At 72.5% G+C, this 25,653-nt stretch carries 23 protein-coding genes; 11 read left to right on the top strand and 12 right to left on the bottom strand.

The genetic code is table 11. The annotated features are described in order from the left end of the window. The first annotated feature begins 62 nt into the window (after positions 1–62). Together G7063_RS08925 and G7063_RS08920 are read left to right on the top strand one after the other, a co-directional pair. Positions 63–1,400, top strand: coding sequence for a glutamine synthetase family protein (locus tag G7063_RS08925; RefSeq protein ID WP_166414087.1), 1,338 nt, complete (start codon positions 63–65; stop codon positions 1,398–1,400). A gap of 16 nt (positions 1,401–1,416) precedes the next feature. Next, a complete protein-coding gene (locus G7063_RS08920; protein ID WP_166414086.1) occupies positions 1,417–4,509 on the top strand; it encodes a bifunctional [glutamine synthetase] adenylyltransferase/[glutamine synthetase]-adenylyl-L-tyrosine phosphorylase in 3,093 nt (1,030 codons plus the stop codon). A 43-nt stretch (positions 4,510–4,552) separates the two neighbouring features. On the opposite strand, the gene G7063_RS08915 is transcribed toward G7063_RS08920, so the two are convergent. Both G7063_RS08915 and glnA read right to left on the bottom strand, forming a co-directional pair. Then, entirely contained in the window at positions 4,553–5,773 is a 1,221-nt protein-coding gene (locus G7063_RS08915; protein ID WP_240916015.1) for an AI-2E family transporter, read from the bottom strand. A gap of 108 nt (positions 5,774–5,881) precedes the next feature. Then, positions 5,882–7,306, bottom strand: a complete 1,425-nt coding sequence (glnA, locus tag G7063_RS08910; RefSeq protein WP_166414085.1) for a type I glutamate--ammonia ligase — start codon at positions 7,304–7,306, stop codon at positions 5,882–5,884. A gap of 166 nt (positions 7,307–7,472) precedes the next feature. Here glnA and G7063_RS08905 point away from each other — a divergent pair, with 166 nt between their 5' ends. After that, entirely contained in the window at positions 7,473–7,907 is a 435-nt protein-coding gene (locus G7063_RS08905) for an RDD family protein (RefSeq protein WP_166414084.1), read from the top strand. Between the two features lie 80 nt (positions 7,908–7,987). Here the strand turns inward: G7063_RS08905 and G7063_RS08900 are convergent, their stop codons facing one another. The 3 genes from G7063_RS08900 to lipB all read right to left on the bottom strand — a co-directional run bounded on the left by G7063_RS08900 (position 7,988) and on the right by lipB (position 10,546). Further along, on the bottom strand, positions 7,988–8,722 hold the full coding sequence (locus tag G7063_RS08900; RefSeq protein ID WP_166414083.1) for a DUF4191 domain-containing protein: 735 nt from the start codon (positions 8,720–8,722) through the stop codon (positions 7,988–7,990). Between the two features lie 35 nt (positions 8,723–8,757). Further along, on the bottom strand, positions 8,758–9,771 hold the full coding sequence (locus G7063_RS08895; RefSeq protein WP_166414082.1) for a lipoyl synthase: 1,014 nt from the start codon (positions 9,769–9,771) through the stop codon (positions 8,758–8,760). Positions 9,772–9,865: 94 nt separating this feature from the next. Continuing rightward, on the bottom strand, positions 9,866–10,546 hold the full coding sequence (gene lipB / locus G7063_RS08890; RefSeq protein WP_166414081.1) for a lipoyl(octanoyl) transferase LipB: 681 nt from the start codon (positions 10,544–10,546) through the stop codon (positions 9,866–9,868). A 119-nt stretch (positions 10,547–10,665) separates the two neighbouring features. Between lipB and G7063_RS08885 the strand changes: the two genes are divergently transcribed. Further along, complete coding sequence (locus G7063_RS08885; RefSeq protein WP_166414080.1) at positions 10,666–12,393, top strand: hypothetical protein; 1,728 nt, start codon at positions 10,666–10,668, stop codon at positions 12,391–12,393. A gap of 75 nt (positions 12,394–12,468) precedes the next feature. Here the strand turns inward: G7063_RS08885 and sucB are convergent, their stop codons facing one another. Together sucB and lpdA are read right to left on the bottom strand one after the other, a co-directional pair. Continuing rightward, the gene (gene sucB / locus G7063_RS08880; protein WP_166414079.1) at positions 12,469–14,241 is read right to left on the bottom strand and encodes a 2-oxoglutarate dehydrogenase, E2 component, dihydrolipoamide succinyltransferase; all 1,773 of its coding nucleotides are present in this window, start codon (positions 14,239–14,241) and stop codon (positions 12,469–12,471) included. Positions 14,242–14,273: 32 nt separating this feature from the next. Next, positions 14,274–15,656 carry a dihydrolipoyl dehydrogenase gene (lpdA, locus tag G7063_RS08875; RefSeq protein WP_166414078.1) on the bottom strand — a complete coding sequence of 461 codons (1,383 nt, stop codon included), beginning with the start codon at positions 15,654–15,656 and terminating at the stop codon, positions 14,274–14,276. A 151-nt stretch (positions 15,657–15,807) separates the two neighbouring features. Here lpdA and G7063_RS08870 point away from each other — a divergent pair, with 151 nt between their 5' ends. Beyond that, entirely contained in the window at positions 15,808–16,152 is a 345-nt protein-coding gene (locus G7063_RS08870) for an oxidoreductase (RefSeq protein ID WP_166414077.1), read from the top strand. A 204-nt stretch (positions 16,153–16,356) separates the two neighbouring features. On the opposite strand, the gene G7063_RS08865 is transcribed toward G7063_RS08870, so the two are convergent. After that, positions 16,357–17,820 carry a leucyl aminopeptidase gene (locus G7063_RS08865; RefSeq protein ID WP_166414076.1) on the bottom strand — a complete coding sequence of 488 codons (1,464 nt, stop codon included), beginning with the start codon at positions 17,818–17,820 and terminating at the stop codon, positions 16,357–16,359. Positions 17,821–17,930: 110 nt separating this feature from the next. On the opposite strand from G7063_RS08865, the gene G7063_RS08860 reads away from it, so the two are divergent. From G7063_RS08860 to G7063_RS08845, 4 genes are read left to right on the top strand one after another with little or no spacing between them, the layout of a single operon-like run. Continuing rightward, positions 17,931–18,290, top strand: coding sequence for a hypothetical protein (locus G7063_RS08860; RefSeq protein WP_166414075.1), 360 nt, complete (start codon positions 17,931–17,933; stop codon positions 18,288–18,290). Continuing rightward, complete coding sequence (locus tag G7063_RS08855; protein WP_166414074.1) at positions 18,287–18,754, top strand: hypothetical protein; 468 nt, start codon at positions 18,287–18,289, stop codon at positions 18,752–18,754. The genes G7063_RS08860 and G7063_RS08855 overlap by 4 nt, the downstream gene beginning before the upstream one ends. A 30-nt stretch (positions 18,755–18,784) precedes the next feature. Further along, positions 18,785–19,801: a quinone-dependent dihydroorotate dehydrogenase gene (locus tag G7063_RS08850; protein WP_166414073.1), complete on the top strand. Its 1,017-nt coding sequence runs from the start codon at positions 18,785–18,787 to the stop codon at positions 19,799–19,801. Next, positions 19,798–20,088: a hypothetical protein gene (locus G7063_RS08845; protein WP_166414072.1), complete on the top strand. Its 291-nt coding sequence runs from the start codon at positions 19,798–19,800 to the stop codon at positions 20,086–20,088. The genes G7063_RS08850 and G7063_RS08845 overlap by 4 nt, the downstream gene beginning before the upstream one ends. 77 nt (positions 20,089–20,165) lie before the next feature. Here the strand turns inward: G7063_RS08845 and G7063_RS08840 are convergent, their stop codons facing one another. From G7063_RS08840 to nadA, 3 genes are all read right to left on the bottom strand, one after another. Further along, positions 20,166–20,780: a DUF3043 domain-containing protein gene (locus G7063_RS08840; RefSeq protein WP_166414071.1), complete on the bottom strand. Its 615-nt coding sequence runs from the start codon at positions 20,778–20,780 to the stop codon at positions 20,166–20,168. Positions 20,781–20,863: 83 nt separating this feature from the next. Next, positions 20,864–21,394, bottom strand: coding sequence for an acyl-CoA thioesterase (locus G7063_RS08835; protein ID WP_166414070.1), 531 nt, complete (start codon positions 21,392–21,394; stop codon positions 20,864–20,866). A gap of 73 nt (positions 21,395–21,467) precedes the next feature. Further along, a complete protein-coding gene (gene nadA, locus G7063_RS08830; protein WP_240916269.1) occupies positions 21,468–22,670 on the bottom strand; it encodes a quinolinate synthase NadA in 1,203 nt (400 codons plus the stop codon). A gap of 174 nt (positions 22,671–22,844) precedes the next feature. Here nadA and G7063_RS08825 point away from each other — a divergent pair, with 174 nt between their 5' ends. Then, the gene (locus G7063_RS08825) at positions 22,845–23,891 is read left to right on the top strand and encodes a glycerate kinase (RefSeq protein WP_166414068.1); all 1,047 of its coding nucleotides are present in this window, start codon (positions 22,845–22,847) and stop codon (positions 23,889–23,891) included. A 141-nt stretch (positions 23,892–24,032) separates the two neighbouring features. Then, positions 24,033–24,389, top strand: coding sequence for an iron-sulfur cluster insertion protein ErpA (gene erpA / locus G7063_RS08820; RefSeq protein ID WP_166414067.1), 357 nt, complete (start codon positions 24,033–24,035; stop codon positions 24,387–24,389). An 85-nt stretch (positions 24,390–24,474) separates the two neighbouring features. Here erpA and G7063_RS08815 read toward each other — a convergent pair whose 3' ends face one another. Further along, positions 24,475–25,638 (bottom strand): cysteine desulfurase family protein, encoded by a 1,164-nt coding sequence (locus G7063_RS08815; RefSeq protein WP_166414066.1) that lies wholly within the window; start codon positions 25,636–25,638, stop codon positions 24,475–24,477. Positions 25,639–25,653: the final 15 nt, after the last annotated feature.

The following is a 25,653-nucleotide window of genomic DNA, read 5'->3' as shown; positions in this document are numbered from 1 at the left end:
TCCGCGCAGATCGGGTGCGGTCGCGCAACGTGCTCGTAACACTTCTCAGGCAGGATGTGCTCATGGACAAGCAGCAGGAGTTCGTGCTTCGCACCGTCGAGGAGCGCGACATCCGTTTCATCCGCCTCTGGTTCACCGACGTCCTGGGCATGCTCAAGTCCGTCGCGATCGCGCCGGCCGAGCTCGAGGGGGCGTTCGCCGAGGGTATCGGGTTCGACGGCTCCGCGATCGAGGGCCTCACGCGCGTGTACGAGGCCGACATGGTCGCGCGCCCCGATCCGTCGACCTTCCAGACGCTTCCGTGGCGCGGCGACCGCAACGGGACCGCGCGCATGTTCTGCGACCTGCTCAACCCGGACGGCACGCACTCGCTCGCGGACTCCCGCCACGTGCTCAAGCGTGCGATGGACCGTGCGGCCGCGAAGGGCTTCACGTTCTACACGCACCCCGAGGTCGAGTTCTACCTCTTCAAGGCGCCGCTCCAGCCGGGTCAGCCGCTCGTGCCCGTCGACCAGGCGGGCTACTTCGACCACGTCGCGCGCGGCAACGCGCACGACTTCCGTCGTGCGGCGATCCAGATGCTCGAGACCATGGGCATCTCGGTCGAGTTCTCGCACCACGAGGCCGGGCCGGGCCAGAACGAGATCGACCTGCGCTACGCGGACGCGCTGACGACCGCGGACAACCTCATGACGTTCCGGACGGTCATCAAGGAGGTCGCGCTCGAGCAGGGCGTGTACGCGTCCTTCATGCCGAAGCCGATGGCGGAGCACCCGGGCTCGGGCATGCACACGCACCTGTCGCTCTTCGAGGGCGACCGCAACGCGTTCCACGAGCCGGGCGCGCAGCACGAGCTGAGCCGGACGGGTCGCGCGTTCATCGCGGGCCTGCTCACGCACGCCGCGGAGATCACGGCGATCACCAACCAGTACGTCAACTCCTACAAGCGGCTGTGGGGCGGCGCCGAGGCGCCGAGCTACATCTGCTGGGGCCACAACAACCGTTCGTCGCTCGTGCGCGTGCCGATGTACAAGCCGGGCAAGGGCAACTCCTCGCGCATCGAGTACCGCGCGCTCGACTCGGCGGCGAACCCGTACCTCGCGTTCGCGGTGCTGCTCGCGGCGGGGCTCAAGGGCATCGAGGAGGGCTACGAGCTGCCCGAGGGGTCTGCCGAGGACGTGTGGCTGCTCACGGACGCCGAGCGTCGGGCGGCGGGCATCGAGCCGCTTCCGCAGTCGCTCGACGAGGCCGTCCGGCTCATGGAGCGCTCCGAGCTCGTCGCCGAGACCCTCGGCGAGCACGTCTTCGACTTCGTGCTGCGCAACAAGCGTCAGGAGTGGGAGTCGTACCGCTCGCAGGTGACGCCCTACGAGCTCGAGCGCTTCCTGCCCGTCCTGTGACCGGGGCGGTCGGCCGATGAGCGTCCCGGGTCCCGTCGTCGGGGGCGGACGCCGCGAGTCGACGAGCACCCGGCTGCGCCGTGCAGGCTTCCTCGAGGTTGCGCGCGCCGAGACCTTTCTCGCCGACGCCGCGCTCGCGCGCGTGCTCGTCGACCAGGACGCGCTCCTCGTCGCGCTCGCGCCCGTCGCGGACCCGGATGCCGCTCTGCTCGCGCTCGTGCGCCTCGCGGAGGCCGTCGCGGGCCGCCCGGAGGAGGACGTGCTGCGGAGCGCTCTCGCCGCCGCCGACGACGCCCGCACGCGTCTGCTCGCGGTGCTCGGGGCCTCTGTCGCGCTCGGTGACGAGCTCGTCCGGCACCCGGACGTGCTCGCGGACGTGCTCTCCGACGAGAGCCCGTTCGGTGTCGCGCCGTCGTCCGTGCGGGCCGAGCTGCTGCGGGCAGCGGGCGCGGACCCGTCGGCCGCGGTGCCCGTCGCGTGCGGCATCGTGCTCGACGCGTCGTCCGACGAGGTGCAGGACGCGGCCGCGCCGGCCGACCTCGCCGATGCGACCGACGCCATGCGGCGCGCGTACCGGCGCCGGCTCGCGCACATCGCCGCGTGGGACCTTGCCTCGGCCGCGCCCGAGGACGTCCTGCCGGCCGTCGCCGCGGCGCTCTCGTACCTCGCTGCCGCCGCGCTCGAGGCTGCCCTCGCGATCGCTCGTGCCGGCCTCGCGGGCCACGGCGCCGGGACGCGTCTCGCGGTCGTCGCGATGGGCAAGTGCGGCGCGCGCGAGCTCAACTACGTCTCCGACGTCGACGTCGTCCACGTCGCCGAGCCCGTCGAGGGCGTCGACGAGACTGTGGCCCTCCAGGACGGTGCACGTCTCGCGGCGGCGCTCGCGCGCGTGTGCGCGCAGCCGGCCGGTGAGCCGCCGCTGTGGACCGTCGACGCGGCATTGCGGCCCGAGGGAAAGGACGGCCCGCTCGTCCGCACGGTCGCGTCGCACCGCGCGTACTACGAGCGCTGGGCCAAGACGTGGGAGTTCCAGGCGCTGCTCAAGGCGCGGCCCGTCGCGGGCGACGTGGAGCTCGGCGCGGCCTACCTCGAGGCCGTCTCTCCGTTCGTCTGGCAGGCGGTGACGCGGGAGAACTTCGTCGCGGACGCGCAGGCGATGCGCCGTCGTGTCGAGGACCACGTGCCGGCGGCGGAGGCCGACCGTCAGGTCAAGCTCGGCAAGGGTGGTCTGCGCGACGTCGAGTTCACGGTGCAGCTCCTCCAGCTCGTCCACGGCAGGGCCGACGCGTCGATCCGGGTCGCGACGACTCTCACGGCGCTCGACGCGCTCACCGCCGCGGGCTACGTCGGGCGTGACGACCGCGACGAGATGGCGCGCTGCTACCGCTTCCTGCGCGTGCTCGAGCACCGTCTCCAGCTCCACCGCCTGTTCCGTACGCACCTGCTGCCGACGGCCGAGCCGGACCTGCGTCGCCTCGCGCGGTCGGTCGGGCTGCGCACTGAGGGCGCCGAGGGGCTCCTCGCGGCGTGGCGGCTCACGCGGCAGACGGTCCGCGCGATGCACGAGCGTCTGTACTACCGGCCGCTGCTTCCCGCGGTCGCGCGGCTCTCGGCGTCCGAGGTCTCGCTGCGACCCGAGGACGCCCGGGCTCGGCTCTCGGCGATCGGCTACCGCGACCCTGCGGGCGCGGCGCGGCACATCGCGGCGCTCACAGAGGGTGTCTCGCGGCGCTCGGCGATCCAGCGTCAGCTGCTGCCCGTCATGCTCGGCTGGTTCGCGGAGGGAGCAGACCCTGACGCGGGGCTGCTCGCGTTCCGCGTGCTGTCCGAGGAGCTCGGCTCGAGCCACTGGTACCTCAAGCTGCTGCGCGACTCGGGGACGGCCGCGCACCGCCTCGCCCGGCTGCTCGCGGGTTCGCGCTACCTCGCCGACGCGCTCGCGCGCTCGCCCGAGTCGGTGTCGTGGCTCGGCGACGATGCCGAGCTCGAGCCGCCGGGCGCGGAGAGGCTCAGCAGCGAGATCGACTCGGTGCTCACGCGCGCCGACGAGGTCGCGTTCGCGACCCAGTCGGTCCGTGCCCTGCGGCGCCGGGAGCTTGCGCGGACGGCGGCGGCCGAGGCGCTCGGCCTCGTCGACGTCCTCGGCGCCGCTGACGCGGTCTCGGGCGTGACGGACGTCGTCCTTGCCTCGGCGTTGCGCATCGCGCACCACGTCGTCCGGACGGAGAAGCGCCTCGACGCGCCGCTCGCCGACGTCCTCGTCATCGGCATGGGCCGGCTCGGAGGACGCGAGTCGGGCTACGGCTCCGACGCGGATGTGCAGTTCGTCCACCGGGCCCGCGAGGGTGCGGCGGAGAGCGACGCCCACACGTACGCGACGGCTGTCGCCTCACGCCTGCGCACGCTGCTGGGTGAGGTCGGCTCCGAGCCGTCGCTCGAGGTCGATGCCGACCTGCGGCCCGAGGGCCGCAACGGGCCGCTCGTGCGGTCGGTCGCGTCGTTCGCCGAGTACCACGCGCGGTGGTCGCTCGTGTGGGAGGCGCAGGCGCTCCTGCGCGCCCGACGGGTCGCGGGGCCAGAGGATCTCTGGGACGAGGTCGCGGCGATCGTCGACCCCGTCCGCTACCCGTCGGACCTGCCGACGGACAAGGCCCGTGAGGTGCGCCGGACGAAGGCGCGCGTCGAGGCCGAGCGCATGCCGCGCGGCACCGATCCGGCACGCAACGTCAAGCTCGGGCGCGGCGGGCTCGCCGACGTCGAGTGGACCGTCCAGCTGCTTCAGCTCGAGCACGCGGGCCGAGTGCCCGCGCTCCGCACGACGTCGACGCTCGGCGCGCTCGACGTGCTTGCCGCCGAGGGGATCCTCGAGGGGGCCGATGCCGACGTCCTGCGGGAGGCGTGGCTCCTCGCGTCGTCCGTGCGCAACGCGAACGTCCTGTGGTCGGGTCGCGCCGACGGGTCGGCCGTCGACGCTCTGCCGTCGGCACGGCGGGATCTCGAGGGCGTCGCGCGGCTGCTCGGGCACGACGCGAACGACCTCGACGAGACGTACCTGAGAACCGCGCGGCGCTGCCGCGCGGTCGTCGACAGGGTGTTCTACGGCGCCTGAGCTTGCTAGGGCGCCCGAGTCGCCGTCGTGGTGACGAGAGCCGTCAGGCGCGGCCGTCCTCGGGCGCAGCGTCGGCCGGTGCGCCGTCGTCGGGCTCCTCGACCGCGGGGATCCGCACGACGCCCGTGTCGTCCGGATCGGCCGTGCCCTTCCAGCCGTCGGCCGGCTCGTGCTCACGCAGGAGCGCGGAGTCGACGAGCTCGTGCCGGCGCAGGTACGTCGAGGCGACCGCCTGGATCGTCGCCGCGACGGGCAGTGCGAGGAACGCGCCGAGCGCCCCGAAGACTGCGCCGAACGCGAGGACGACGACGAACGCGACGGCCGGGTTCATCTCGAGGGCCTTCTGCGAGATCTTCGGCGAGAAGATGTAGTTCTCGATCTGCTGGTAGACGACGATGAAGACGAGGACGGCGAGCGCCTTCATGGGGCTCTGCGCGAGCGCCAGGAGGATCGGCAGCGCGCCGCCGATGTACGTGCCGATCGTCGGGACGAACTGCGAGACGATCCCCGTGAACAGCGCGAGCGGCAGCGAGTAGGGGATGTCGAGGACGATGAGGAAGACGAGCGTGAACGCCGTCGAGAGGAACGCGAGCACGAGGCGCGAGTTGATGAACCCGGACACCTTGACCTGCGTGACCTCCCACAGGTGGAGGACCGTCACCTGGTTCTTCGGCGCGAGCCACGAGCAGATCGCGACCCGGAACTTCGGGCCGGCCGCGCACAGGTAGTAGACGACGAGGCCGATCGTCATGACGGCGAAGATGAAGCCGAGCAGCGAGCTGCCGATGCCGAGCGCCGACGACGCGATGTCGTCGCCCCAGCCGTCGATCGCCTGCCCGAGCAGCTTCTCCTTCTCGGGAAGCTCGGCGCCGAAGCTCTCCGACGCCCACGTCCGGATGTTCTCGTAGGTCTCGGGGACGGACTTGCCGAGCTCGATGACCTGCGTGACGAACATCGTGCCGAACATCGCGATCATCGCGACGATCGCGAGGAACGCGCCGCCCATGACGACGCCTGTCGCGGCCCCGCGCTTCCAGCGGTGGCGGACGAGCCACGCGATCATCGGCTCGAGCATGAGCGAGATGAAGAGCGCGATGACGAGGTTCGTGAAGAGGGCCGTGAGCATGCCCATCGCGCGCCACGCGAGCACGCCCACGATCGTCGCGACGACCGCCATGACGAAGGCCTTGGGCAGCCAGCGCGGCGGACGCGCGGCGGGGTCGACCTCGTCGAGGTAGCGCGGGCTGACGTCGGGAACGGTCACGGGGTCCTCCAACAGGACGCGGGGCGGGCAGAGCGAACCTACCGCAACGACGACGGGGCCCGCGCGCAGATCCTGCGCGAGGGCCCCGTCGGGAGCGGCTACCGGGTGTCAGCAGTCGTAGTAGAGCTCGAACTCGTGGGGAGTCGGGCGGAGCTGGACCGGGTCGATCTCGTGGGTGCGCTTGTAGTCGATCCACGTCTCGATGAGGTCGGGCGTGAAGACACCGCCGACCGTGAGGAAGTCGTGGTCGGCCTCGAGCGCCTTGAGCGCCTCGTTGAGCGACCCGGGGACCTGCTCGATGAGCGCGTGCTCCTCGGGCGGGAGCTCGTAGAGGTCCTTGTCGATCGGCTCCGGCGGCTCGATGCGGTTCTTGATGCCGTCGATGCCCGCGAGCAGCTGGGCCGCGAACGCGAGGTACGGGTTGGCCGACGGGTCCGGCACGCGGAACTCGACGCGCTTCGCCTTCGGGTTGGAGCCCGTCACGGGGATGCGGATGCACGCGGAACGGTTGCGGGCCGAGTACACGAGGTTGACCGGGGCCTCGTAGCCGGGCACGAGGCGGCGGTAGGAGTTCACCGACGGGTTCGTGAAGGCGAGCAGCGCGGGAGCGTGCTTGAGGAGACCGCCGATGTACCAGCGCGCCATGTCGGACAGGCCGCCGTAGCCGGCCTCGTCGTAGAAGAGCGGCTTGCCGTCCTTCCACAGCGACTGGTGGGAGTGCATGCCCGAGCCGTTGTCACCGAAGAGCGGCTTCGGCATGAAGGTCACGGACTTGCCGGCCTCCCACGCGACGTTCTTGATGACGTACTTGAACTTCATGAGGTCGTCGGCCGCTGCGGTGAGCGTCGAGAACTTGTAGTTGATCTCCTGCTGACCGGCCGTGCCGACCTCGTGGTGGGCACGCTCGACCTCGAGGCCGACCTCGGAGAGCACCGCGCACATGTCATCACGCAGGTCGGCCATCTGGTCGTTGGGGGAGACGGGGAAGTAGCCGCCCTTGTAGCGCGTCTTGTAGCCGAGGTTGCCACCCTCCTCCTCGCGGCCGGTGTTCCACGCGGCCTCCTTGGAGTCGAGGGAGTAGAACGCGGAGTGCTGCGTCGTCGCGAAGCGCACGTCGTCGAACACGTAGAACTCGGCCTCGGGGGCGAAGAACGCGGTGTCGGCGATGCCCGTCGAGCGCAGGTACGCCTCGGCCTTGAACGCGACGTTGCGGGGGTCGCGCGAGTACGCCTCGTCCGTGAACGGGTCGACGATCGAGAAGTTCACGATGAGCGTCTTGCGCTTGCGGAACGGGTCGATGTACGCCGTCGTGACGTCGGGGATGAGCTTCATGTCCGACTCGTGGATGGCCTGGAAGCCGCGGATCGAGGACCCGTCGAACATCATGCCGTCCGTGAAGGCGGACTCCTCGAACTGCGCGATCGGAATGTTGAAGTGCTGCATCACTCCGGGCAGGTCGCAGAAGCGCACGTCGACGAACTCGACGCCCTCGTTGCGCGTGAAGGCGATGGCCTCCTCGGCGGTGGTGAACATCCGTAGCTCCTTGGGGAGAGTGGGGCGCCCTCGTTCGGGCATGCCCCACGCTAGGAGACCGCGATTTCTCGACCGTGACCCTCGTGTTTCGGCCGTGTTACGCACGCGGCCCCCGTGTGAGATCTGTGTGAACGGCGGCCCGCCCAGGCCCACGTAGGGTGGAGCCGTGGTTTCGAGAGACGACATCGGTTCGTGGTTGGAGGGCGCCCCCGCGGGCGACGGCGCGGCAGGGGAGAGGCTCGGGCTCCCGCCCGAGGGCCCGGGGTCGCTCGCGACGCTCGGGCGGCGCATCCCTGCGCTGTTCGTCGACTGGTTCGCGTGCATGGGCGTGTCCGCCCTGCTGTTCGACGGCGACGCGGCGGCCACGCTCCTCGTGTTCCTCGTCGAGAACGTGCTGCTCGTCGCGTTCCTGGGCTTCACGCTCGGGCACAGGGTCCTCGGCATCGGGGTCCGACGCGTCGACGGCGCGACGTTCGTCGGGCCCCTGCGTGCGGCCGTGCGTGCGGTGCTGCTGTGCCTCGTCATCCCCGCGGTCGTGTGGGACGGCGACGGGCGGGGCCTTCACGACCGCGGCGCGGGCACGGTGCTCGTCCGGCGCTGAGCCGCCGAGAGCCACCGGAAACGACAGGAGGCGCCCACCCCGTCCGGGGTGGGCGCCTCCTTCGCGTGAAGCGGGGCGGCTCAGCGACCGCGCATGCCCTTGCGGTCGACGCGCATGCGCATGGGGTCGACGCCCTTGGGGATCGGCAGGCGTGCCGTGCCGAGCGACTGCAGGCGCTTGAGGACGACGGAGATCTCGTGCTTGTTGATCGACGGCTTGAGCTTCGTGACGTGACGGACGAGCTTGGGCAGCGGGACCTGACCGGCCTCGCGGCCGACCTGGACGACGGTGACGGGCACGTTGGGCAGGACGCGCGCGGTGCGCTTGCGCTCGGCCTCGCCGACGCGCGGGGCGCGGGCGGCAGGCGCCTCGACGAAGAGGACGACGCCCGGGCGGCCGACGCCGCGGAAGACGGCGTCACGCGTGCGGGGGTCGATGAAGACCGGCTCCTGGTCGAAGGTCCAGCCGCGACGGATCGTTCCGAGCGCCGCGAGCGAGGCGCCGGGCTGTCCCTCGATGCGGGCGTACGCGGCACGCTCGGCGCGCCGAGCGAGCACGAACATGGCGCCGAGGACCGCGGTCGGCAGACCGAGGATCACCCAGAACCAGAGGCCCTTGAGGACGATGCCGAGGATGACGGCGACGGCAAGGATGCCGACGAACGTCCCGAGGATCCACCAGCGAACCGCCGGATCCTGCGCGACCGTCATCTTGTAGGCGTCCCACACCTGGTGGTACCACCGGCGCTTCTTCACCTTGGTCTTCTTCGTGGCCGCCTGCGCGGGCGCAGCGGCGTCGTCCTTCTTGCGGGCCATGGTCGTCAGTCTAGTGCCGTTCTCGGGTGGCTCGGTCAGGACGTCGGGAGCTGGGCGAGCAGGTGGGTGGCCTCCTGGCGCGACGTCGTCGGCTCGGCGAGGTGTGCGAGCTCTGCGGGGATCTCGAGGCCCCGACGCGTCATGGCCTGACCCCACAGTCGACCGGCGCGGTACGAGGAGCGCACGAGCGGGCCCGACATGACGCCGAGGAAGCCGGTCGCCTCGGCGACGTCGGAGAGGTGGACGAACTCTTCGGGCTTGACCCAACGGTCGACGGGGTGGTGCCGCGGGCTCGGGCGCAGGTACTGCGTGATCGTCAGGAGGTCGGTGCCGGCCTCGTGGAGCGCGACGATCGCCTCCTCGGCCTCTTCCGTCGTCTCGCCCATGCCGAGGATGAGGTTCGACTTCGTGACGAAGCCCGCGTCGCGCGCCTGCGTGAGCACGGAGAGCGAACGGTCGTAGCGGAAGCCGGGGCGGATCTGCTTGAAGATGCGCGGCACGGTCTCGAGGTTGTGCGCGAGGACCTCGGGGCGCGAGGAGAAGACCTCGGCGAGGAGCTCGGGGACCGCGTTGAAGTCGGGGATGAGCAGCTCGACGCCCGTGCCGGGGTTGAGCGCGTGGATCTGGCGGACCGTCTCGGCGTAGAGCCAGGCACCGCCGTCGGGCAGGTCGTCGCGGGCGACGCCGGTGATCGTCGAGTACTTGAGACCCATCTGGCGGACCGACTCGGCGACGCGGCGCGGCTCGTCGCGGTCGAGCGCCGCGGGCTTGCCCGTGTCGATCTGGCAGAAGTCGCAGCGGCGCGTGCACTCGGAGCCGCCGATGAGGAACGTGGCTTCGCGGTCCTCCCAGCACTCGTAGATGTTGGGGCAGCCCGCCTCCTCGCACACCGTGTGGAGGCCGCCCGAGCGGACGAGGTCCTTGAGCTCGGTGTACTCGGGCCCCATCGTCGCGCGCGTCTTGATCCAGCCCGGCTTCTTCTCGATCGGGACGGCTGCGTTGCGTGCCTCGACCCGCAGCATGCGGCGGCCCTCGGGTGCGATCGTCACGTGCTCTCCTGGGGTGTGAAGGACGGAGGTCCCACAGTACGTCGGCCGGGTGCTCCTCACCCGAGGGATCCGGGTGCCGGACCGCCGCTGCAGGTCAGACAGCGATGTGCTCGAGGTCCCGCCGGGTCACCGTGGTGGGTCCGGAGGCGCGCAACGACGCGAGTTCCCTCACGAGGTGCTCGACGAGGCCGTCGGCGACGGTCGCCGGCGCGAGCGGCGTGCTCGTCGAGCGCGTGAGTGACGTCACGTCCGCGTCGTCGATCCCGCACGGGACGATGCGGTCGAACGCGGTGAGGTCGGGGTCGACGTTGAGCGCGAGCCCGTGCATCGTCACCCCCTTGGCGACGCGGCAGCCGATCGCCGCGACCTTTGCCTCGGGGGTCCCTGGCACCCACACACCGCTGCGCCCGTCGACGCGGACCGTCGTGAGGCCGTGGTCCGCGCACAGCGCGATGATCGCCGACTCGAGCGCGCGCACGTACGCGACGACGTCGACGGGCTCGGCGAGCCGGAGGATTGGGTAGACGACGAGCTGTCCGGGGCCGTGCCACGTGATGCGGCCACCGCGGTCGATGTCGACGACGCGCGTGCCGTCGGTCGGCAGGTCGCTGCGCCGCGTGCGACGCCCAGCCGTGTAGACGTCGGCGTGCTCGAGCAGCAGGAGCGTGTCGGGACGCCGTCCCTCGAGGACGTCGGCGTGGAGGCGACGCTGGAGCTCCCACGTCTCCTCGAAGTCGCGCAGCTGCGTCCCGAGACCGAGATCGACGACATCCATGACGTCACGGTAGCCCCGTGACGTGCGTCGTGCCGGGTCGTCCAGCCCGCGGCGGCACCGTGGGCGCCGCAGCCTGTGGACGACGCCCGTGCGCGCCGCCGACGCGCTTGGATGCAGGGATGGACGACGAGGAGACGTGCGGCCGTGAGTCCGACGAGCGGGCGGCAGACGTGCGCGAGGGGCTCACGAGGCTCGGGCTGAACGCGGTCGGGACTACGGACGGTGCCCTCCCGTGGACCGCGGTGAGTGCCGACGGGGCTGAGCACGAGGTCACTGTGTTGACCGTCGGTGCGGCCTCCCGCTGGGAGCTGCTGCGCACCCGGACGACTGCGCTCCTCGGGCTCGAGCACGAGAACGTCGTCCCTCTCGTCGGGGCGATGCCCGTCGGCGATCGCGCGGCACCGGCGCCGCGCACGCTCGTGCTGGTCTGGCTCGCGGCGAGCGCGCGCCGCACTGGCGGGCCGCAGGTCTCGGACGCCGGCGCCGGGCTGCCGGGAGCGCGCATGCTCGACGTCCTCGTCGCCGCCTGCCGCGGCGCCGTCGCGCTGCGCGCGTGCGGCGTCTCCGTCCCTGCCGCTGCCGTCGACGCGCTCGTCGCGGACGCTGCGCGTGACCCCGGAGCCGACTCGCCCCTGCAGCTCCACCCGTGGCCCTGGGCCCTCGAGGTCGCCAGGACGCGTCCCGCTGCCGCCGGGGACGCGGGAGCGTCCGCCGTGCCCTACGACGACGAGCCGTACGGCGACGAGCCCCACGACCTCACGCGTGGGGTCGCGCAGCGGCTCGTCCGGCACCTCGAGCGAACGGGCGCGGGTGCGCCTCGTGCGGTCCGCGACCTGCTCGCCGCCGCGACGGGTACGTCGGCACCCGCTCCCGGCGACCTCGCGATGCGGGCGCTCGCTCTGAGGGCCGCGATCGACGCGGACCCCGAGGGCTACCCCGACGTGCAGGCGAGGTCCGAGGAAACTCTGGTCGACCGACCGACCGTTGATCGGAACCCCGACGTGCAGGCAGGGCCCGAGGCGTCCGGTTCGCCTGTGCTCACCGCGACGACCGCCGACTGGCGTGCCATCGTCCGGGACGGCGAGGCGTTCGCCGTCGCCCCGCCGCCCCAGGCGCGCAGGACGGCGCGGGGTTCGGCGCGGGTCTCGGCGCGCCCCGGCGTCGGCCCGGTCGGCACCCGCACCTCCCTGGCCGCACCCACCCCGGCGAACTCCGACCTCCGGCGTGCGAGCTCCCTGCCCGGACGTGCCGCTTCGCGCCCGCTCCCACGCTCGCGCACGGTGCGACGGCCTCCGCGCGCCGCCGTCACGGCGGGGATCGTGCTCGTCGTCGTGGCGGGCACCGCGGCGCTCCTGCACCTCAAGGGCGGCCGCCTCGGTCCGCAACAGCCGGCATCCGCCGCCTCCGTGCCCACGACGTCCGGAGCAGGCACCTCCGCATCGCCGACGCCAGGTCAGGACGGCCCTGCCGAGGCCGCCCGGCGCGCGACCGTCGGACGGGTCGACGTCCTCGCCGGGCTCGCGCCCGTCCCTGCGGAGGACCTCGCGTCGACGACTGCCTCGGTCGAGGCGCGTCTCGCGACGATCGTCGGGCCGGGTCCCGTGCGCGACGCAGATCTCTCACTCGTCTCGCGCGTGCTGCGCGGCGAGGAGACACCGCCCCGGGTACGTGCCGAGGTGAGCTCCGTCGAGGTCCTCGCGCAGGACGCGACGGCTGCGTCCGTCGCCGTGACCTACGCGCTCGTCCCGGGCGGCAGCGAGCTGCACCACACCTTGCGTCTGACCCACGCTGACGGCGCGTGGAAGGTTGTCTCGGTCGAGGTGACAGACCTGGTGCCCACCCCCTGAGGACGCGAGGTCCGGACAAGCACGGAGCCCGCCGCGCCGCAGGTGCGGCACGACGGGCTCCGGGTCACGCAGGTGTCAGAGACCGACCTCGGCCTCGAACGCGCCCTCCTCGATGCGGCGCTTGATCGCCGTGAGGTAGCGCGACGCGTCCGCGCCGTCGACCAGACGGTGGTCGTACGACAGGGAGAGGTAGCAGATCTGACGGATCGCGATGACGTCCTGACCGTCCTCGTCCTGGATGACCGCGGGACGCTTGACGATCGTGCCGGTGCCGAGGATCGCCGACGTGCCGCCGGGAACGATCGGCGTGTCGATGAGCGCGCCGCCCGAGCCGGTGTTCGTGATCGTGAACGTCGCGCCGCCGAGCTCGTCCGGGGTCACCTTGTTGTCACGCGTGCGCGTGGCGAGGTCGGCGATCTTCCGAGAGAGGCCCGCGAGGTTGAGGTCGCCCGCGTCGTGGATGACGGGGACGAGCAGACCGCGCTCGGTGTCGACGGCGATGCCGACGTTCTCCTGGCCGTGGTACGTGATGACGTCGTCCGCGAGCACGCCGTTGACCTTCGGGAAGGCCTTGAGAGCCTCGACCGCAGCGAGCGTGAAGAACGGCAGGAACGTGAGGTTGGCACCCTCGCGAGCCTTGAAGCCGTCCTTCGCCTTGGCGCGCAGGCGCGCGACCTTCGTGACGTCGACCTCGACGACCGTCGTCAGCTGGGCCTGCGTCTGCAGGGCCTCGACCATGCGCGTCGCGATGATCTTGCGCAGACGGCTCGCCTTCTCGGTCGTGCCGCGCAGCGGCGAGACCTCGAGCTTGGTCGACGCCTTGGCCGGGGCAGCCGCGGGAGCGGCGGCCGGGGCCGGCGCTGCCTGGGCTGCTGCAGCCTTGGCGGCCGCCTCGAGGACGTCCTCCTTGCGGATGCGGCCACCGACGCCCGTGCCCGTGAGCGACGCGACGTCGACACCCTTCTCGGCCGCGAGCTTGCGGACGAGCGGGGTGAGGTAGCCCGAGGCCTGCTGCGCTGCGGCCGACGGCGCCGGGGCGGCGGGAGCCGCGGGGGCGACGTGCTGACCGACCGGAGCGGCCGGCGCTGCCGGAGCGGCGGGAGCTGCGACGGGGGCCGGAGTGGCCACCGGTGCCGGGGCGGCGACGGGTGCGGGAGCCGCGACCGGGGCCGGCGCAGCGGCCGGGGCGGGAGCGGCGGCGGGCGCGGGAGCAGCGGCAGGCGCGACGCCCGAGCCGACGACGGCGAGCGCCGTTCCGACCTCGACCGTCTCGTCCTCCTGGACGAGGATCTGCTGGAGCGTGCCCGCGACGGGCGACGGGATCTCGGTGTCGACCTTGTCGGTCGAGACCTCGAGCAGCGGCTCGTCGATCTCGACGGCGTCGCCGACCTGCTTGAGCCAGCGGGTGACGGTGCCCTCGGTGACGGACTCGCCGAGCGCGGGCATGACGACCTGCTCGCCTTCGCCGGCGGGGGCCGCAGCGGGAGCAGGAGCCTCGGCGACGGGCGCGGGCGCGGGAGCGGCCTCGACGACCGGGGCCGGGGCGGCCACGGGGGCGGGGGCGGCCTCGGCGGCCGGAGCGGCGGCCGCAGGGGCCTCGCCAGCGCCCGAGCCGTCGCCGACGAACGCGAGGTCGGTGCCGACCTCGACCGTCTCGTCCTCCTCGACGAGGATCTTCTCGAGCACGCCCGCGACGGGCGAGGGGATCTCGGTGTCGACCTTGTCGGTCGAGACCTCGAGCAGCGGCTCGTCGATCTCGACGCGCTCACCGACCTGCTTGAGCCAACGGGTGACGGTGCCCTCGGTGACGGACTCGCCCAGCGCGGGCATCTTGACGGCTTCAGACATCTTTCTGTCTCTCCTCAGTATTCCGGCCGGGATCAGTTGTGGGCGTGCAGCGGCTTGCCCGCGAGAGCGAGGAACGCCTCGCCGAGGGCCTCGTTCTGCGTCGGGTGGGCGTGGACGAGGTTCGCGACGTCCTCCGGGTAGGCCTCCCAGTTGACGATGAGCTGGCCCTCGCCGATGAGCTCGCCGACGCGCGCGCCGATCATGTGGACGCCGACGACGGGACCGTCCTTGCGGCGGACGAGCTTGATGAAGCCCTGCGTCGCGAGGATCTGGCTCTTGCCGTTACCGCCGAGGTTGTACTCGATCGACTCGACCTGGTCGTCGCCGTAGAGCTCCTTGGCCTTCGCCTCGGTCACGCCGACCGAGCCGACCTCGGGCTCGCAGTAGGTGACGCGCGGGATGCCGGACTCGTCGATCTGCTGGGGGTTGAGGCCCGCGATCTGCTCGGCGACGAAGATGCCCTGTGCGAAGCCACGGTGCGCGAGCTGCAGGCCGGGGACGATGTCGCCCGCGGCGTAGATGTTGCCGACGCCCGTGTGGAGGCGCTCGTCGACGATGACGAAGCCGCGGTCGAGCGTGATGCCCTGGGCCTCGTAGCCGAGGTCCGCGGTGCGCGGGCCGCGGCCGACGGCGACGAGAAGGATCTCGGCGTCGAAGGTCTTGCCGGACTCGAGCGTGACGTGCACGCCGTTGTCGTCCTGCGTCACGCCGGAGAAGCGGTCGCCGACGGAGAAGTTGATGCCGCGCTTGCGGAACTGGCGCTCGAGCGCCTTGGAGATCGCCTCGTCCTCGGCGGGGACGAGGTGGGGCAGGCCCTCGACGACCGTGACGTCGGCGCCGAAGGACTTCCAGACGGAGGCGAACTCGACACCGATGACGCCGCCGCCGAGCACGATGGCCGAGCCGGGGACGAAGTCGAGGTGGAGCGCCTGGTCGGACGTCATGACACGCCCGCCGATCTCGAGGCCGGGCAGCGAACGGGCGTAGGAGCCGGTCGCGAGGACGATGTTGCGGCCCTTGATGACCTGGCCGTCGACCTCGACCGCGTCGGGACCCACGAGCTTGCCGTGGCCCTCGATGAGGGTCACCTGGCGCGACTTCACGAGGCCCTGGAGGCCCTTGTAGAGGCGCGAGATGACGCCCTCCTTGTAGGAGTTCACCCCTGCCATGTCGATGCCCTTGAGCTCGGTGTTGACGCCGAACTTCGAGCCCTCACGCGCGTTGTCGGCGAGCTCGGCGGCGTGGAGGAGCGCCTTGGTGGGGATGCAGCCGTTGTGGAGGCACGTGCCGCCCAGCTTGTTCTCCTCGACGAGCGCGACGGTGAGGCCCAGCTGGGCCCCGCGCAGGGCCGTGGCGTAGCCGCCGCTCCCTCCGCCGAGAACGACGATGTCGAAAGTGCCGTTGGTGTCGGCCACGTGCAGCTCCTTAGATGCGAACGGTCGGCGATCACGCCGACTTCATCTTGTCATCACTAGGACTCTCGACCCAACCGGTTCCGCCGTGGGCTGCTGTGATGCCGCTGACATCGCCACCGTCTGCGCGGGGGACGCTCGGTACGATCGTGGGATGAGTCTCTTTCGACGTCGTGCGCGCGACGGTGGAACGCCCCGGCCCGGCAGGGAGGGGCGTGCGGCGGTCGCGCACCTGTCCGAGTTCGTCGCGTCGCGCACGGGGGTTGAGGCCTACGTCGAGCCGCCGACGCGCGACACGCCCGCGACGGTCCTGCTCGTCGCGACGACGGGGGAGTGGACGCGTCGTGCGACGCCGGACGAGCGCACGGCCTTCGACGTCGCAGGCTCGCTCGGTGTCCCGGTCTACAACGTGCGTTTCACCGGGTACCCGCAGCGCTACCGCGACTGGGGGACCAAGCAGAAGGGTCGGCGTCTCACGCAGGATCCGCCGGCGGTCTGATCCGTCGCTCGGGCAGTCCCGGTGCGTCGAGGCCGTGGGTCCGAAGGCGCACTGGCAGAGACCGTCGACGCGAAGCGGACGGCGCCGGACCCGTTCGACGAGCCGTGATGTACGACGAGCGGTGATGCACGACGAAGCCGCTGTACGACGAAGGCGTGCCCCCGCACGGAGCGGGGGCACGCCTTCGCTGCGTGTCGGGGAGGCTCAGGCCTTCGCGGAGCGACCCTCGACGAACGCGAGGAGCGTGCGGACGCCGACGCCGGTGCCGCCGACGGGCGTGTAGCCGTATGCAGAGCCCTCGTTGAACGCGGGCCCCGCGATGTCGAGGTGCGCCCACGGCGTGCCGTCGGTGAACTCCTGGAGGAACAGGCCGGCCGTGAGCATGCCACCTGCGCGGCCGCCGATGTTCGCGATGTCGGCGACCTTCGAGTCGAGCGACGGGCGCAGCTCGGCGGGCAGCGGCATGGGCCAGAACTGCTCGCCCGCGACCTCGGCCGCCGTGACGACCTCGCCGCGGACGTCGTCGGTGCCCATGACGCCGGAGACGCGGTCGCCGAGCGCGATGATCTGCGCACCGGTGAGCGTCGCGATGTCGAGGACGACGTCGGTGCCGTCCTCGACCGCGGTCACGAGACCGTCGGCCATGACGAGGCGGCCCTCGGCGTCCGTGTTGAGGACCTCGACGGTCGTGCCGCCGCGGATCGTGATGACGTCGGCGGGACGCTGCGCGCCGCCACCCGGCATGTTCTCGGCGAGGCAGAGGTAGCCGGTGACGGCGACGTCGCCGCCGAGGCGTGCAGCGGCGACGACGGTCGACAGGACCGCGGCGGCGCCGGCCATGTCGGACTTCATGGCCTCCATGCCCTTGGCGGGCTTGATCGAGATGCCGCCCGTGTCGAACGTGATGCCCTTGCCGACGAGCGCGACGCGCGCGGCCGGGCGGCTCGGGACGTAGGCGACCTTGACGAGGCGCGGGCCACGCGTGGAGCCCTGGCCGACGCCCATGATGCCGCCGTAGCCGCCCGCGAGGAGGGCCTTCTCCTCGAGAACGGTGACCTTGACGCTCGTGCCCTTCGCGGCGGCCTTGGCCGCGTCCGCGAATGCCGCGGGGAAGAGGTCGTTGGGCGCTGCGTTGACGAGGTCACGGGTCGCGTTGATCGCGGTCGTGACGATCTCGGCGCGCTCGACGGCGTCCTTGGCGGCGCGGGTGCGGGCCGCGGGCGACGCGAGCTCGAGGACCGTCGGGCGCGCGGCCTCGTCGGCCGAGCGGTAGCGGTCGAACGCGTACGCACCGAGGAGCGCGCCCTCGGCGATCGCCGCGACGGACGCGGCGTCGTCGGCCGGGAGCGCGAGGACCGTGCGACCGCCGCCGAGCGTGCGGACGGCGGCGCCGGCGGCCCGGCGAAGCGCCTCGGCGTCGGGCGTGCCGGAGCCGACGCCCGCGAGGACGAGCACGGCGGCCTCGACCCCTGCGGGGGCGGGGACGCGCACGACCTCGTCGAGGGAGCCCGAGACGCCGAGCGTCAGCGCGTGCTCCGCGACGGCGCGCACAGCGTCGGGGACGTCGCCGAGGACGACGACCGCGTCGTCGACGTTCGCCGTCGCGACGACGAGCGCGTCGGCGGCGAGGGAGAAGGGATTCTTGCCGGTGAGAGTCAGGTCAGCCACCCCCTGATGCTAGCCCGACCGTCCGACATCCGGACAGGACCCTTCTACGTGCGCGCGCCGTGGCCGGACGTCCGACCCCGCGCGCCGCACGGACCGGTACGCTCGGAGCCGTGCTCCTGCCCCTCATGATCGTCGTGCTCGTGCTGTGCGCGCTCCTCGGCGCATGGGCCACGTGGTTTGCCGTGCGCGACCGTGCGGTCATCCTCAAGCAGCTGTGGGGAGCCGCCGTCGTCGAGGGCGTGCTCGTCGTCCAGCTCGTCGTCGCCGTCGTCCTGCTCCTTCACGGATGGCAGGGCGAGCCCATCATGCTCTGGGGCTACCTCATCGTCATCCTGCTCATCCTGCCGGGTGCTGCGCTCGTAGCGTTCGCCGAGCGCACCCGGTGGAGCTCGGTCGTCCTGCTCGTCGCTGCGGTCACCGTCGCGTTCCTCGAGCTGCGCCTCTGGCAGATCTGGGAGGTCGGCGCATGAGAGAGCTCGCTCCCGAGTCCCGGACGGACCGGCCCGCGACGCGCTCTGGCATGGGCATGCTCATGATCGCGCTCTACGGCATCTTCGCGCTCGCCTCGACCGCGCGCGCCGGCTACCAGATCGGCACCAAGCTCGACGAGGCACCCGTCGCCTACCTGCTCTCCGGGTTCGCCGCAGTCCTCTACGTCGTCGCGACGGTCGCGCTGCTGCGCGCGACGCCTCGCTCGCGCGCGGTCGCCTGGACGAGCGTGACGATCGAGCTCGTCGGTGTCGTGAGCGTCGGTCTGCTGTCCTTCGCCCGACCCGAGCTCTTCCCCGAGGCGACGGTGTGGTCGCACCTCGGCGAGGGCTACGGCTACGTCCCCCTCGTCCTGCCTGTGCTCGGCCTGTGGTGGCTCGCACGCACGCGGCCGCGCACCGGGACCGACGCGCCGAAGCCCGCACCACCGACCGCGACCGCCTGAGCCCACCGCCCGACCCGAGGAGCCCTCCGCGTGTATCACCTGCTGTTCGACCACGTCTTCAGGAAGTTGGACCCCGAGCGGATCCACCACCTCGCGCACGGGGCGATCCGGCTCGCCGGCCGGACCCCGGGGGTCCGTGACGTGCTCGCCGCGCGGTTCCGCGCACGCCCCGTGGTGCGTGCGTTCGGCCGGACGCTCGCGGGCCCCCTCGGGCTCGCGGGCGGCTTCGACAAGAACTGCACGGCGGTCGAGGGGCTCACCGCGCTCGGCTTCTCGTTCATCGAGGTCGGCACGATCACCGCGCACGCGCAGCCGGGCAACGAGGCTCCGCGCCTGTGGCGACACACCGACATGAGGGCCCTGCGCAACCGCATGGGCTTCAACAACCTCGGCGCCCAGGCGGCCGCCACGGAGCTGGCGCGCCTGCGCTCGACGCGGAACGGCCGCCGTGCCGTCGTCGGCGTCAACATCGGCAAGACGAAGGTCACGCCGGCCGACGAGGCCGCGGGGGACTACGCCATGAGCGCGCGGCTCCTCGCGCCCTACGCCGACTACCTCGTCGTCAACGTCTCCTCGCCCAACACTCCTGGTCTGCGCGACCTGCAGTCGGTCGACTCGCTGCGCCCCATCCTCGTCGCGGTGCGCGAGGCCGCGGACGCGGCGGTGACGGCGCGCACGGTGCCGCTGCTCGTGAAGATCGCCCCGGACCTCGCGGACGAGGACGTCGACGCGGTCGCGGACCTTGCCCTCGAGCTCGGGCTCGACGGCGTCGTCGCGGTCAACACGACGATCGCGCACGACCTCGGCCCCGGCGGCCTCTCGGGCCCGCCCGAGCTCGAGCGCGGCATCGAGGTCGTCGCCCGCCTGCGCGAGCGTCTTGGCGAGCGCCCGACCATCATCGGCGTCGGAGGGATCTCGAGCCCGCAGGACGCCCGTCGCTACCTGGCGGCCGGGGCGAACCTCGTCCAGGCGTACACGGCCTTCATCTACGAGGGCCCGTTCTGGGCGTCGCGCGTCAACCGCGCGCTCGTCGCGGCCTCGGCGTGACGTCCGAGGCGTCCGCCCCCGGGCCGGGGGTGCCCGTCGTCGGCGCCGGGTCCGTCACCGACCGTGCCGCGGCATGGTCGTGGCGCCTCGAGGACGCTGACGGTCGCGACCTCGTCGCCGCGCGGACGCTCGGGGAGCCGCCGGCGTTCGCCCGCCGTTTCGATGCCGAGGTGTGGCTCGGTGCGCGCTGGCGCGGTCTTGCCCGGGGCGGCGTCGCGCGGGCGGGTCTGCGCAGGGGCGACCACCCGGTCGGTGAGCCTCTCGAGCTGCCGCTCGAGAGGCTCTGAGCCACCGGATCCCTCACGACGACGCGAGCCCCCGACCTGATGGGTCGGGGGCTCGCGTCGTCGAGCTGGTGCGTCCGTCAGGACGGGTACTGGCCGTGCTTGACCTGCGGCTTGGGCAGGCGTGCCCGACGGATCTGGTATGCACGCGTCACGGCGTACCAGCGCTGGGCCTTGAGGTCGACGTCCTCGCCGAACTTCGCGACGAGCGCCTTGCGGAGCTTGCGCCACAGGAGGAAGCCGTCGGCGATCGTCACGAGGACCACGCCGTAGAGGAAGGTCATGAGGATGATCGTGATGGCGTCCGACGCGATGAGCGGCGTGACGAAGAGGATGACCATCATCGCGAGCGCGAAGAAGAGGAACACCTCGCCGAGGTTGCGTCGCGCGTCGACCCAGTCGCGCACGAAACGCTTGACCGGCCCCTTGTCGCGGTAGGGCAGGTGGCGCTCGTCGCCCGAGAGCATCGCCTGGTACTCGACGTCGCGCTGCTTGCGCATCTCGGCGCGCTGCGCCTTCGCGGCGGCCCGGCGGTCGTCGGTGACGAGGGGCACCTTGTTGCTGGCCACGACGTCGCTGCGCCGAGGGGTGGGCCCCGACTTACGGCGCGCGTCGGTCGAGTGGTCGAGCTCCGGCGCGACCTCGGGCACGGACTGTGGGGTCACGTCCGCGGCGGGACGGTTCTTCTTGAACACCGTGCCAGCCTAGTCGACGGGCAGGGGTGCCCCGGGACCAACAGGTCCCTGGGCGCGATGCTGGTGCTCGGCGAGGCTGGCGTTCAGCGGGGCCGGTGGACGATGTCGAACGCGTCGGCCCACGCGGCGACGTCCGCCGGGAGCACGGGGGAGGCCTCGGTGTGGCCGGCCGCCGCGGCGACGTCGGAGCCGGCGACGCGGCTGTGGTCGCGCGAGAGGAAGCGCCCGGCGACGACGCCACGGACGATCTGCTCGTCGCCGCGGTGGAAGGTCTGCTCGAGGAAGACGCAGCGGTCGTCCCAGCCGAGGGTGCGCGTGCGGATCTCGAACCGTTGGCCGAGCGTGAGGGAGCGTCGGTAGTACATCGTCGAGTTCGCGACGACCGGGTACCAGCCGCGCCGCCCGAGCTCGGGCATGAGACCGAGGTCGGCGATGTAGTTGATGCGCGCGACGTCCATCATCTGCAGGTAGATGCCGTTGTTGACGTGGCGGTAGAGGTCGAGGTCGCCGATGTTGACGCGCATGCGTGTGACGGACGTGCCGAGGAGGTCGAGCCCTGGCACGGGTCGACGTGGGCGAGAGGTTGCGAGCGCGAGCTGAATCGTTCGGAACACCCGAGCAGGGTAACCCCGCCCGGGAGGTACCCGCTACGCCGGGTATCGGGTTCTGTGACGCGCGCGCGTTCCGTCAGACCCCGGGCAGCGCGAGCATCTGGTCGAGCGCGACACGCGCCCAGTGGGCGTCGTCAGCGTCGACGACGATGCGGTTGGGCACCGTCCCCGCGACGAGCTGCTCGAGCGACCACACCAGGTGCGGCAGGTCGATGCGGTTCATCGTCGAGCAGAAGCACACGGTCGAGTCGAGGTAGTGCACCTGCTTGTCCGGGTGGGCCTTCGCGAGCCGGCGCACGAGGTTGAGCTCCGTGCCGATCGCCCACGACGAACCGGGCTCGGCCGCGTCGAGCGCCTTGATGATGAACTCCGTCGAGCCGACCTTGTCGGCGAGCGCGACGACCTCGTTGCGACACTCGGGGTGGACCATGACCGTGACGTCCGGGACCGCCGCGCGCACGTCGACGACGTTCTGCGGGGAGAAGCGGCCGTGCACCGAGCAGTGCCCGCGCCACAGAATCATCCGCGCGTCACGGAGCTGCTGCGCCGTGAGGCCGCCGTCCGGCTTGCGGGGGTCGAACACGACGCAGTCCTCAGGCGCCATGCCGAGCGCGCCGAGCGCGGTGTTGCGGCCCAGGTGCTGGTCCGGCATGAAGAGGACCTTGCCCGTGCCGTCGACGCCGCCGACCTTGTCGAAGGCCCATCGCAGCGCGACGTGCGCGTTCGACGACGTGCAGACGGTGCCGCCGTGGCGCCCGGTGAACGCCTTGATCGCCGCGGTCGAGTTCATGTACGTCACCGGGACGGTGAGGTCCGCGACCCCAGCCTCGACGAGCACGTCCCAGGCGTCCTCGACCTGGTCGATCGTCGCCATGTCAGCCATCGAGCAGCCGGCAGCGAGGTCCGGGAGGACGACCTGCTGGTCGGCGGTCGTGAGGATGTCCGCGGACTCCGCCATGAAGTGCACGCCGCAGAAGACGATGAACTCGGCCTCGGGCCGCGCCGCGGCCTCCCGCGCCAGCTTGAACGAGTCTCCCGTGACGTCGGCGAACTCGATGACCTCGTCGCGCTGGTAGTGGTGACCGAGGACGAAGACGCGATCGCCGAGCGCGGCCTTCGCCGCACGCGCGCGCTCCACGAGGTCGGGGCTGCTCGCGGGCGGGAGGTCGCCCGTGCACTCGACCCCGCGCTCGGACGCGAGGTCGGTCCCCTGCCCGAGGAGCAGGAGCGCGGAGGGGGCGGGCTCGGAGAAGGTCGCGTTCGTCGTCACGCCCGGTATCGTCCCACATCCGGCCGCCCCGCCCCAGGGTTGTCCGGGCGTGCGGGACCGACCGGGCGAGGGTGCGACCATGGGTGGGTGCGTGTCGTCGTCGTGAGCTCAGGTGGATGGGGCCCCCGTGGCCCCCAGGTGGCGGAAGGGGTCGCGGACGCCTGGCGCCGGACCGTCGAGGACGTGGTCGTCGACGTCGTCCCGCTCGCCGACGGGCGTCCGGGCACCGCCGAGGCGCTCGGTGGCATGACCGACGTCGTCGTCCTCTCGGACGCGTCCCTCGCCGCGCCCGGGACCGACCCTGCCGAGGCCGCGTCACGCGGCTCGTCGCGGGCTCTCGGAACGCTCCTCGCGTCCGCGCTCGGGACCGAGGCGCGCACGGTGCTCCTTGCTCTCGGCCGCGCGCCGGCGACGACGGTCCCGTGGGCCGACGGCGGTGCCGGGCTGCTGGTCGGGCTCGCCGAGGGCCTCGGGACTCCCGTACCGGACGCGGCGCGGCTCGATCGGGGCGGCCCGGCGCTGCGCGGAGTGTCCTCCGCCGACCTGCCCGACCTCGGCGCGCTGCGTCGTGCCCTCGCGGGGCGCGACGTCCGCGTCGCCCACCTCGCGCCCGACGCGCTCCTCGGCCTCGGCGGCCTGGCAGGCAGCCTCACCCCCGACGTCCTCGATGCCGCGTCGTCGCAGGAGCTCGAGCGCTCCCTCGGCGACCTCGTCCATGCGATCGCCGCCGCACGTGCGGGCACGCTCGTCGGACGCGACCTGCTCGGCGGGGCGGCGGCACCGACGACGAGCGCGCGCGCCGTCGCCGACCATGCCCGGGAGCTCGGGGCGCTCAGGGGCGGCGCGGCCGGCGGGGGAGCGGCGCTCGCTCTCGCCGCGCTCGGCGTGCCGCTCGTCCCGGCGGCGACCCTCGTCGCCGACCTTGCGGGCGTCGCGGGGCGCGTGGCGGCAGCTGACCTCGTCGTCGTGCTCGTCCCCCTGCTCGACGGCGACGAGTCGCACGACGGCGTGCTTCCCGTCGTCGCGGAGGCGGCGCTCGACGCCGCGGTCCCCGTCGTCGTCCTCGCGGGGACGTCACTGTCCGGGCGTCGTGAGTGGTCCGCGCTCGGCGTCGCGGCGGTCCACGAGACCGGCTGGCGCTCCGCCGACGACGTAGTCGGTCCCGACGGCACGACGCTCGACGACGCCTCGGACAGGGTCGCGCGCGTCGCCCGGACCTGGCGGCTCTGATCCCTGCCGACGTGGGCGTGTGGTGAACGTCTCCGGCCTCCGCCTGCGAGGCGGCGTACGCTGGCCGGGAACATCGCGGGGACCGAGGGTGTTGCACCCGATGGACACCCGTCCCTGCCGCCATCACGTCCGGAGACCTACATGAGCGAGACTTCGCAGACCACCGAGACCACGCACGGCGTGGACCTCACCGACGTCGCCGCGGACAAGGTCCGCAGCCTCCTCGAGCAGGAGGGGCGCGACGACCTCCGCCTCCGTGTCGCGGTGCAGCCGGGCGGCTGCTCCGGACTCATCTACCAGCTCTACTTCGACGAGCGTCTGCTCGACGGCGACGCGACGCGCGACTTCGGCGGCGTCGAGGTCGTCGTCGACAAGATGTCCGTCCCGTACCTCGAGGGCGCGTCGATCGACTTCGCCGACACGATCGAGAAGCAGGGCTTCACGATCGACAACCCCAACGCGGGCAGCTCGTGCGCGTGCGGTGACTCCTTCAGCTGATCCGCTGACAGCCTGACCGAGGCCCGGGACCCCGATGGGGTTCCGGGCCTCGTGCGTCGCGGGGAAGCGCTCGGGAGGGGCCCGCTCAGGGCAGGTCGGCGCCGAGCCGTGCGCGCACGCGGGCGACGGCGCCGGGCAGGACGGCGCAGAAGCGCTCGACGTCGTCCTCCGAGACGCCCGGGTGGAGCGTGATTCGCACGTTGCCCTGCGTGAGCGCGCCCATCGCGGCGAGCACATGGCTCGGCCGGAGCGTGAGGGACGTGCACGCAGAACCCGAGCCGACCGCGAAGCCGGCCGCGTCGAGCTCGCCGAGGATCGCCTCGCCGTCGACGTAGAGGCACGAGAAAGTCAGGACGTGGGGGAGCCGGTCCGTCGGGTCGCCCACGACGTCGACGTCGGGCACGAGCGTCGGGACGCGCTCCCGGATGCGTGCGACGAGCGCGCGCAGCCGTGCGTCCTCGGCCGCCTGCCGCGAGCGGGCCGCGGCGAGCGAGACCGCGGCGGCGAACGCGACCGCCGTGCTCGCGCCGCCGGGGAACCACGGGTCCGGGTCCTCAGGGGTGAGGACCCGGGCGCGGACCCCGGCACGGACGACGAGGACGCCCACGCCGTCGGGGCCGCCCCAGTCCGCAGGGTCCGCGATGAGGACGTCCCACGACGGACCGACGTCGACGTGGCCGAGCGACGCGCCGGCGTCGACGAGCAGCGGCACGCCTGCCGTGCGCGCAGCGGCATGGACCGCCGAGACGGGCTGCAGCGTGCCGACCTCGGCGTTGGCGTGCTGGAGGCACGCGAGCCCGACGCCCTCGCCTGCGACCGCCGTCCCGAAGGCGTCCGCGTCGACTCGTCCCAGACTGTCGACCGGGACCAGGGTCACCTCGTCGGGCGACGTGTGCTCGGCCGCGGCGAGGACGGCGGAACGCTCGACGGCGCTCGCGACGATGCGCCGACCGATACGCCGTCGCGCGGGAGCGATCGCCCCGACGGCCGCGTGGAGCGCCGCCGTGTGCGACGGCGCGAAGCGCACCTCCTCGGTGCGTGCCCCGACGGCGGCCGCGACGGTCTCGCGTGCCGCACCGAGGAGGAGGTTCGCGCGCCGCCCCTCGGAGTGCAGCCGTCGGGGACCCGACCAGGCCTCGAGGCGAGCGGCGTAGAGCGCCTCGAGCGTCTCCGGCAGAAGCGGTGCGGCGCCCCCGGCGTCGAGGACGACGCGGGGGGAGGCGGGGGCTGATGGGGTGGTCGGGGTCACACCCGAACGCTATCC

Origin of the sequence: Sanguibacter sp. HDW7 (assembly GCF_011300875.1) — a bacterium.
Taxonomy (GTDB): domain Bacteria; phylum Actinomycetota; class Actinomycetes; order Actinomycetales; family Cellulomonadaceae; genus Flavimobilis.
This window is presented reverse-complemented; position numbering and strand designations above follow the sequence as displayed.

What these genes read in the sequence shown, in the direction of transcription:
- G7063_RS08925 (WP_166414087.1), top strand. Translation starts at nt 63, where the DNA reads ATGGACAAGCAGCAGGAGTTCGTGCTTCGCACCGTCGAGGAGCGCGAC.
- G7063_RS08920 (WP_166414086.1), top strand. Translation starts at nt 1,417, where the DNA reads ATGAGCGTCCCGGGTCCCGTCGTCGGGGGCGGACGCCGCGAGTCGACG.
- glnA (WP_166414085.1), bottom strand. Translation starts at nt 7,306, where the DNA reads ATGTTCACCACCGCCGAGGAGGCCATCGCCTTCACGCGCAACGAGGGC.
- G7063_RS08900 (WP_166414083.1), bottom strand. Translation starts at nt 8,722, where the DNA reads ATGGCCCGCAAGAAGGACGACGCCGCTGCGCCCGCGCAGGCGGCCACG.
- lipB (WP_166414081.1), bottom strand. Translation starts at nt 10,546, where the DNA reads ATGGATGTCGTCGATCTCGGTCTCGGGACGCAGCTGCGCGACTTCGAG.
- G7063_RS08885 (WP_166414080.1), top strand. Translation starts at nt 10,666, where the DNA reads ATGGACGACGAGGAGACGTGCGGCCGTGAGTCCGACGAGCGGGCGGCA.
- sucB (WP_166414079.1), bottom strand. Translation starts at nt 14,241, where the DNA reads ATGTCTGAAGCCGTCAAGATGCCCGCGCTGGGCGAGTCCGTCACCGAG.
- G7063_RS08870 (WP_166414077.1), top strand. Translation starts at nt 15,808, where the DNA reads ATGAGTCTCTTTCGACGTCGTGCGCGCGACGGTGGAACGCCCCGGCCC.
- G7063_RS08855 (WP_166414074.1), top strand. Translation starts at nt 18,287, where the DNA reads ATGAGAGAGCTCGCTCCCGAGTCCCGGACGGACCGGCCCGCGACGCGC.
- erpA (WP_166414067.1), top strand. Translation starts at nt 24,033, where the DNA reads ATGAGCGAGACTTCGCAGACCACCGAGACCACGCACGGCGTGGACCTC.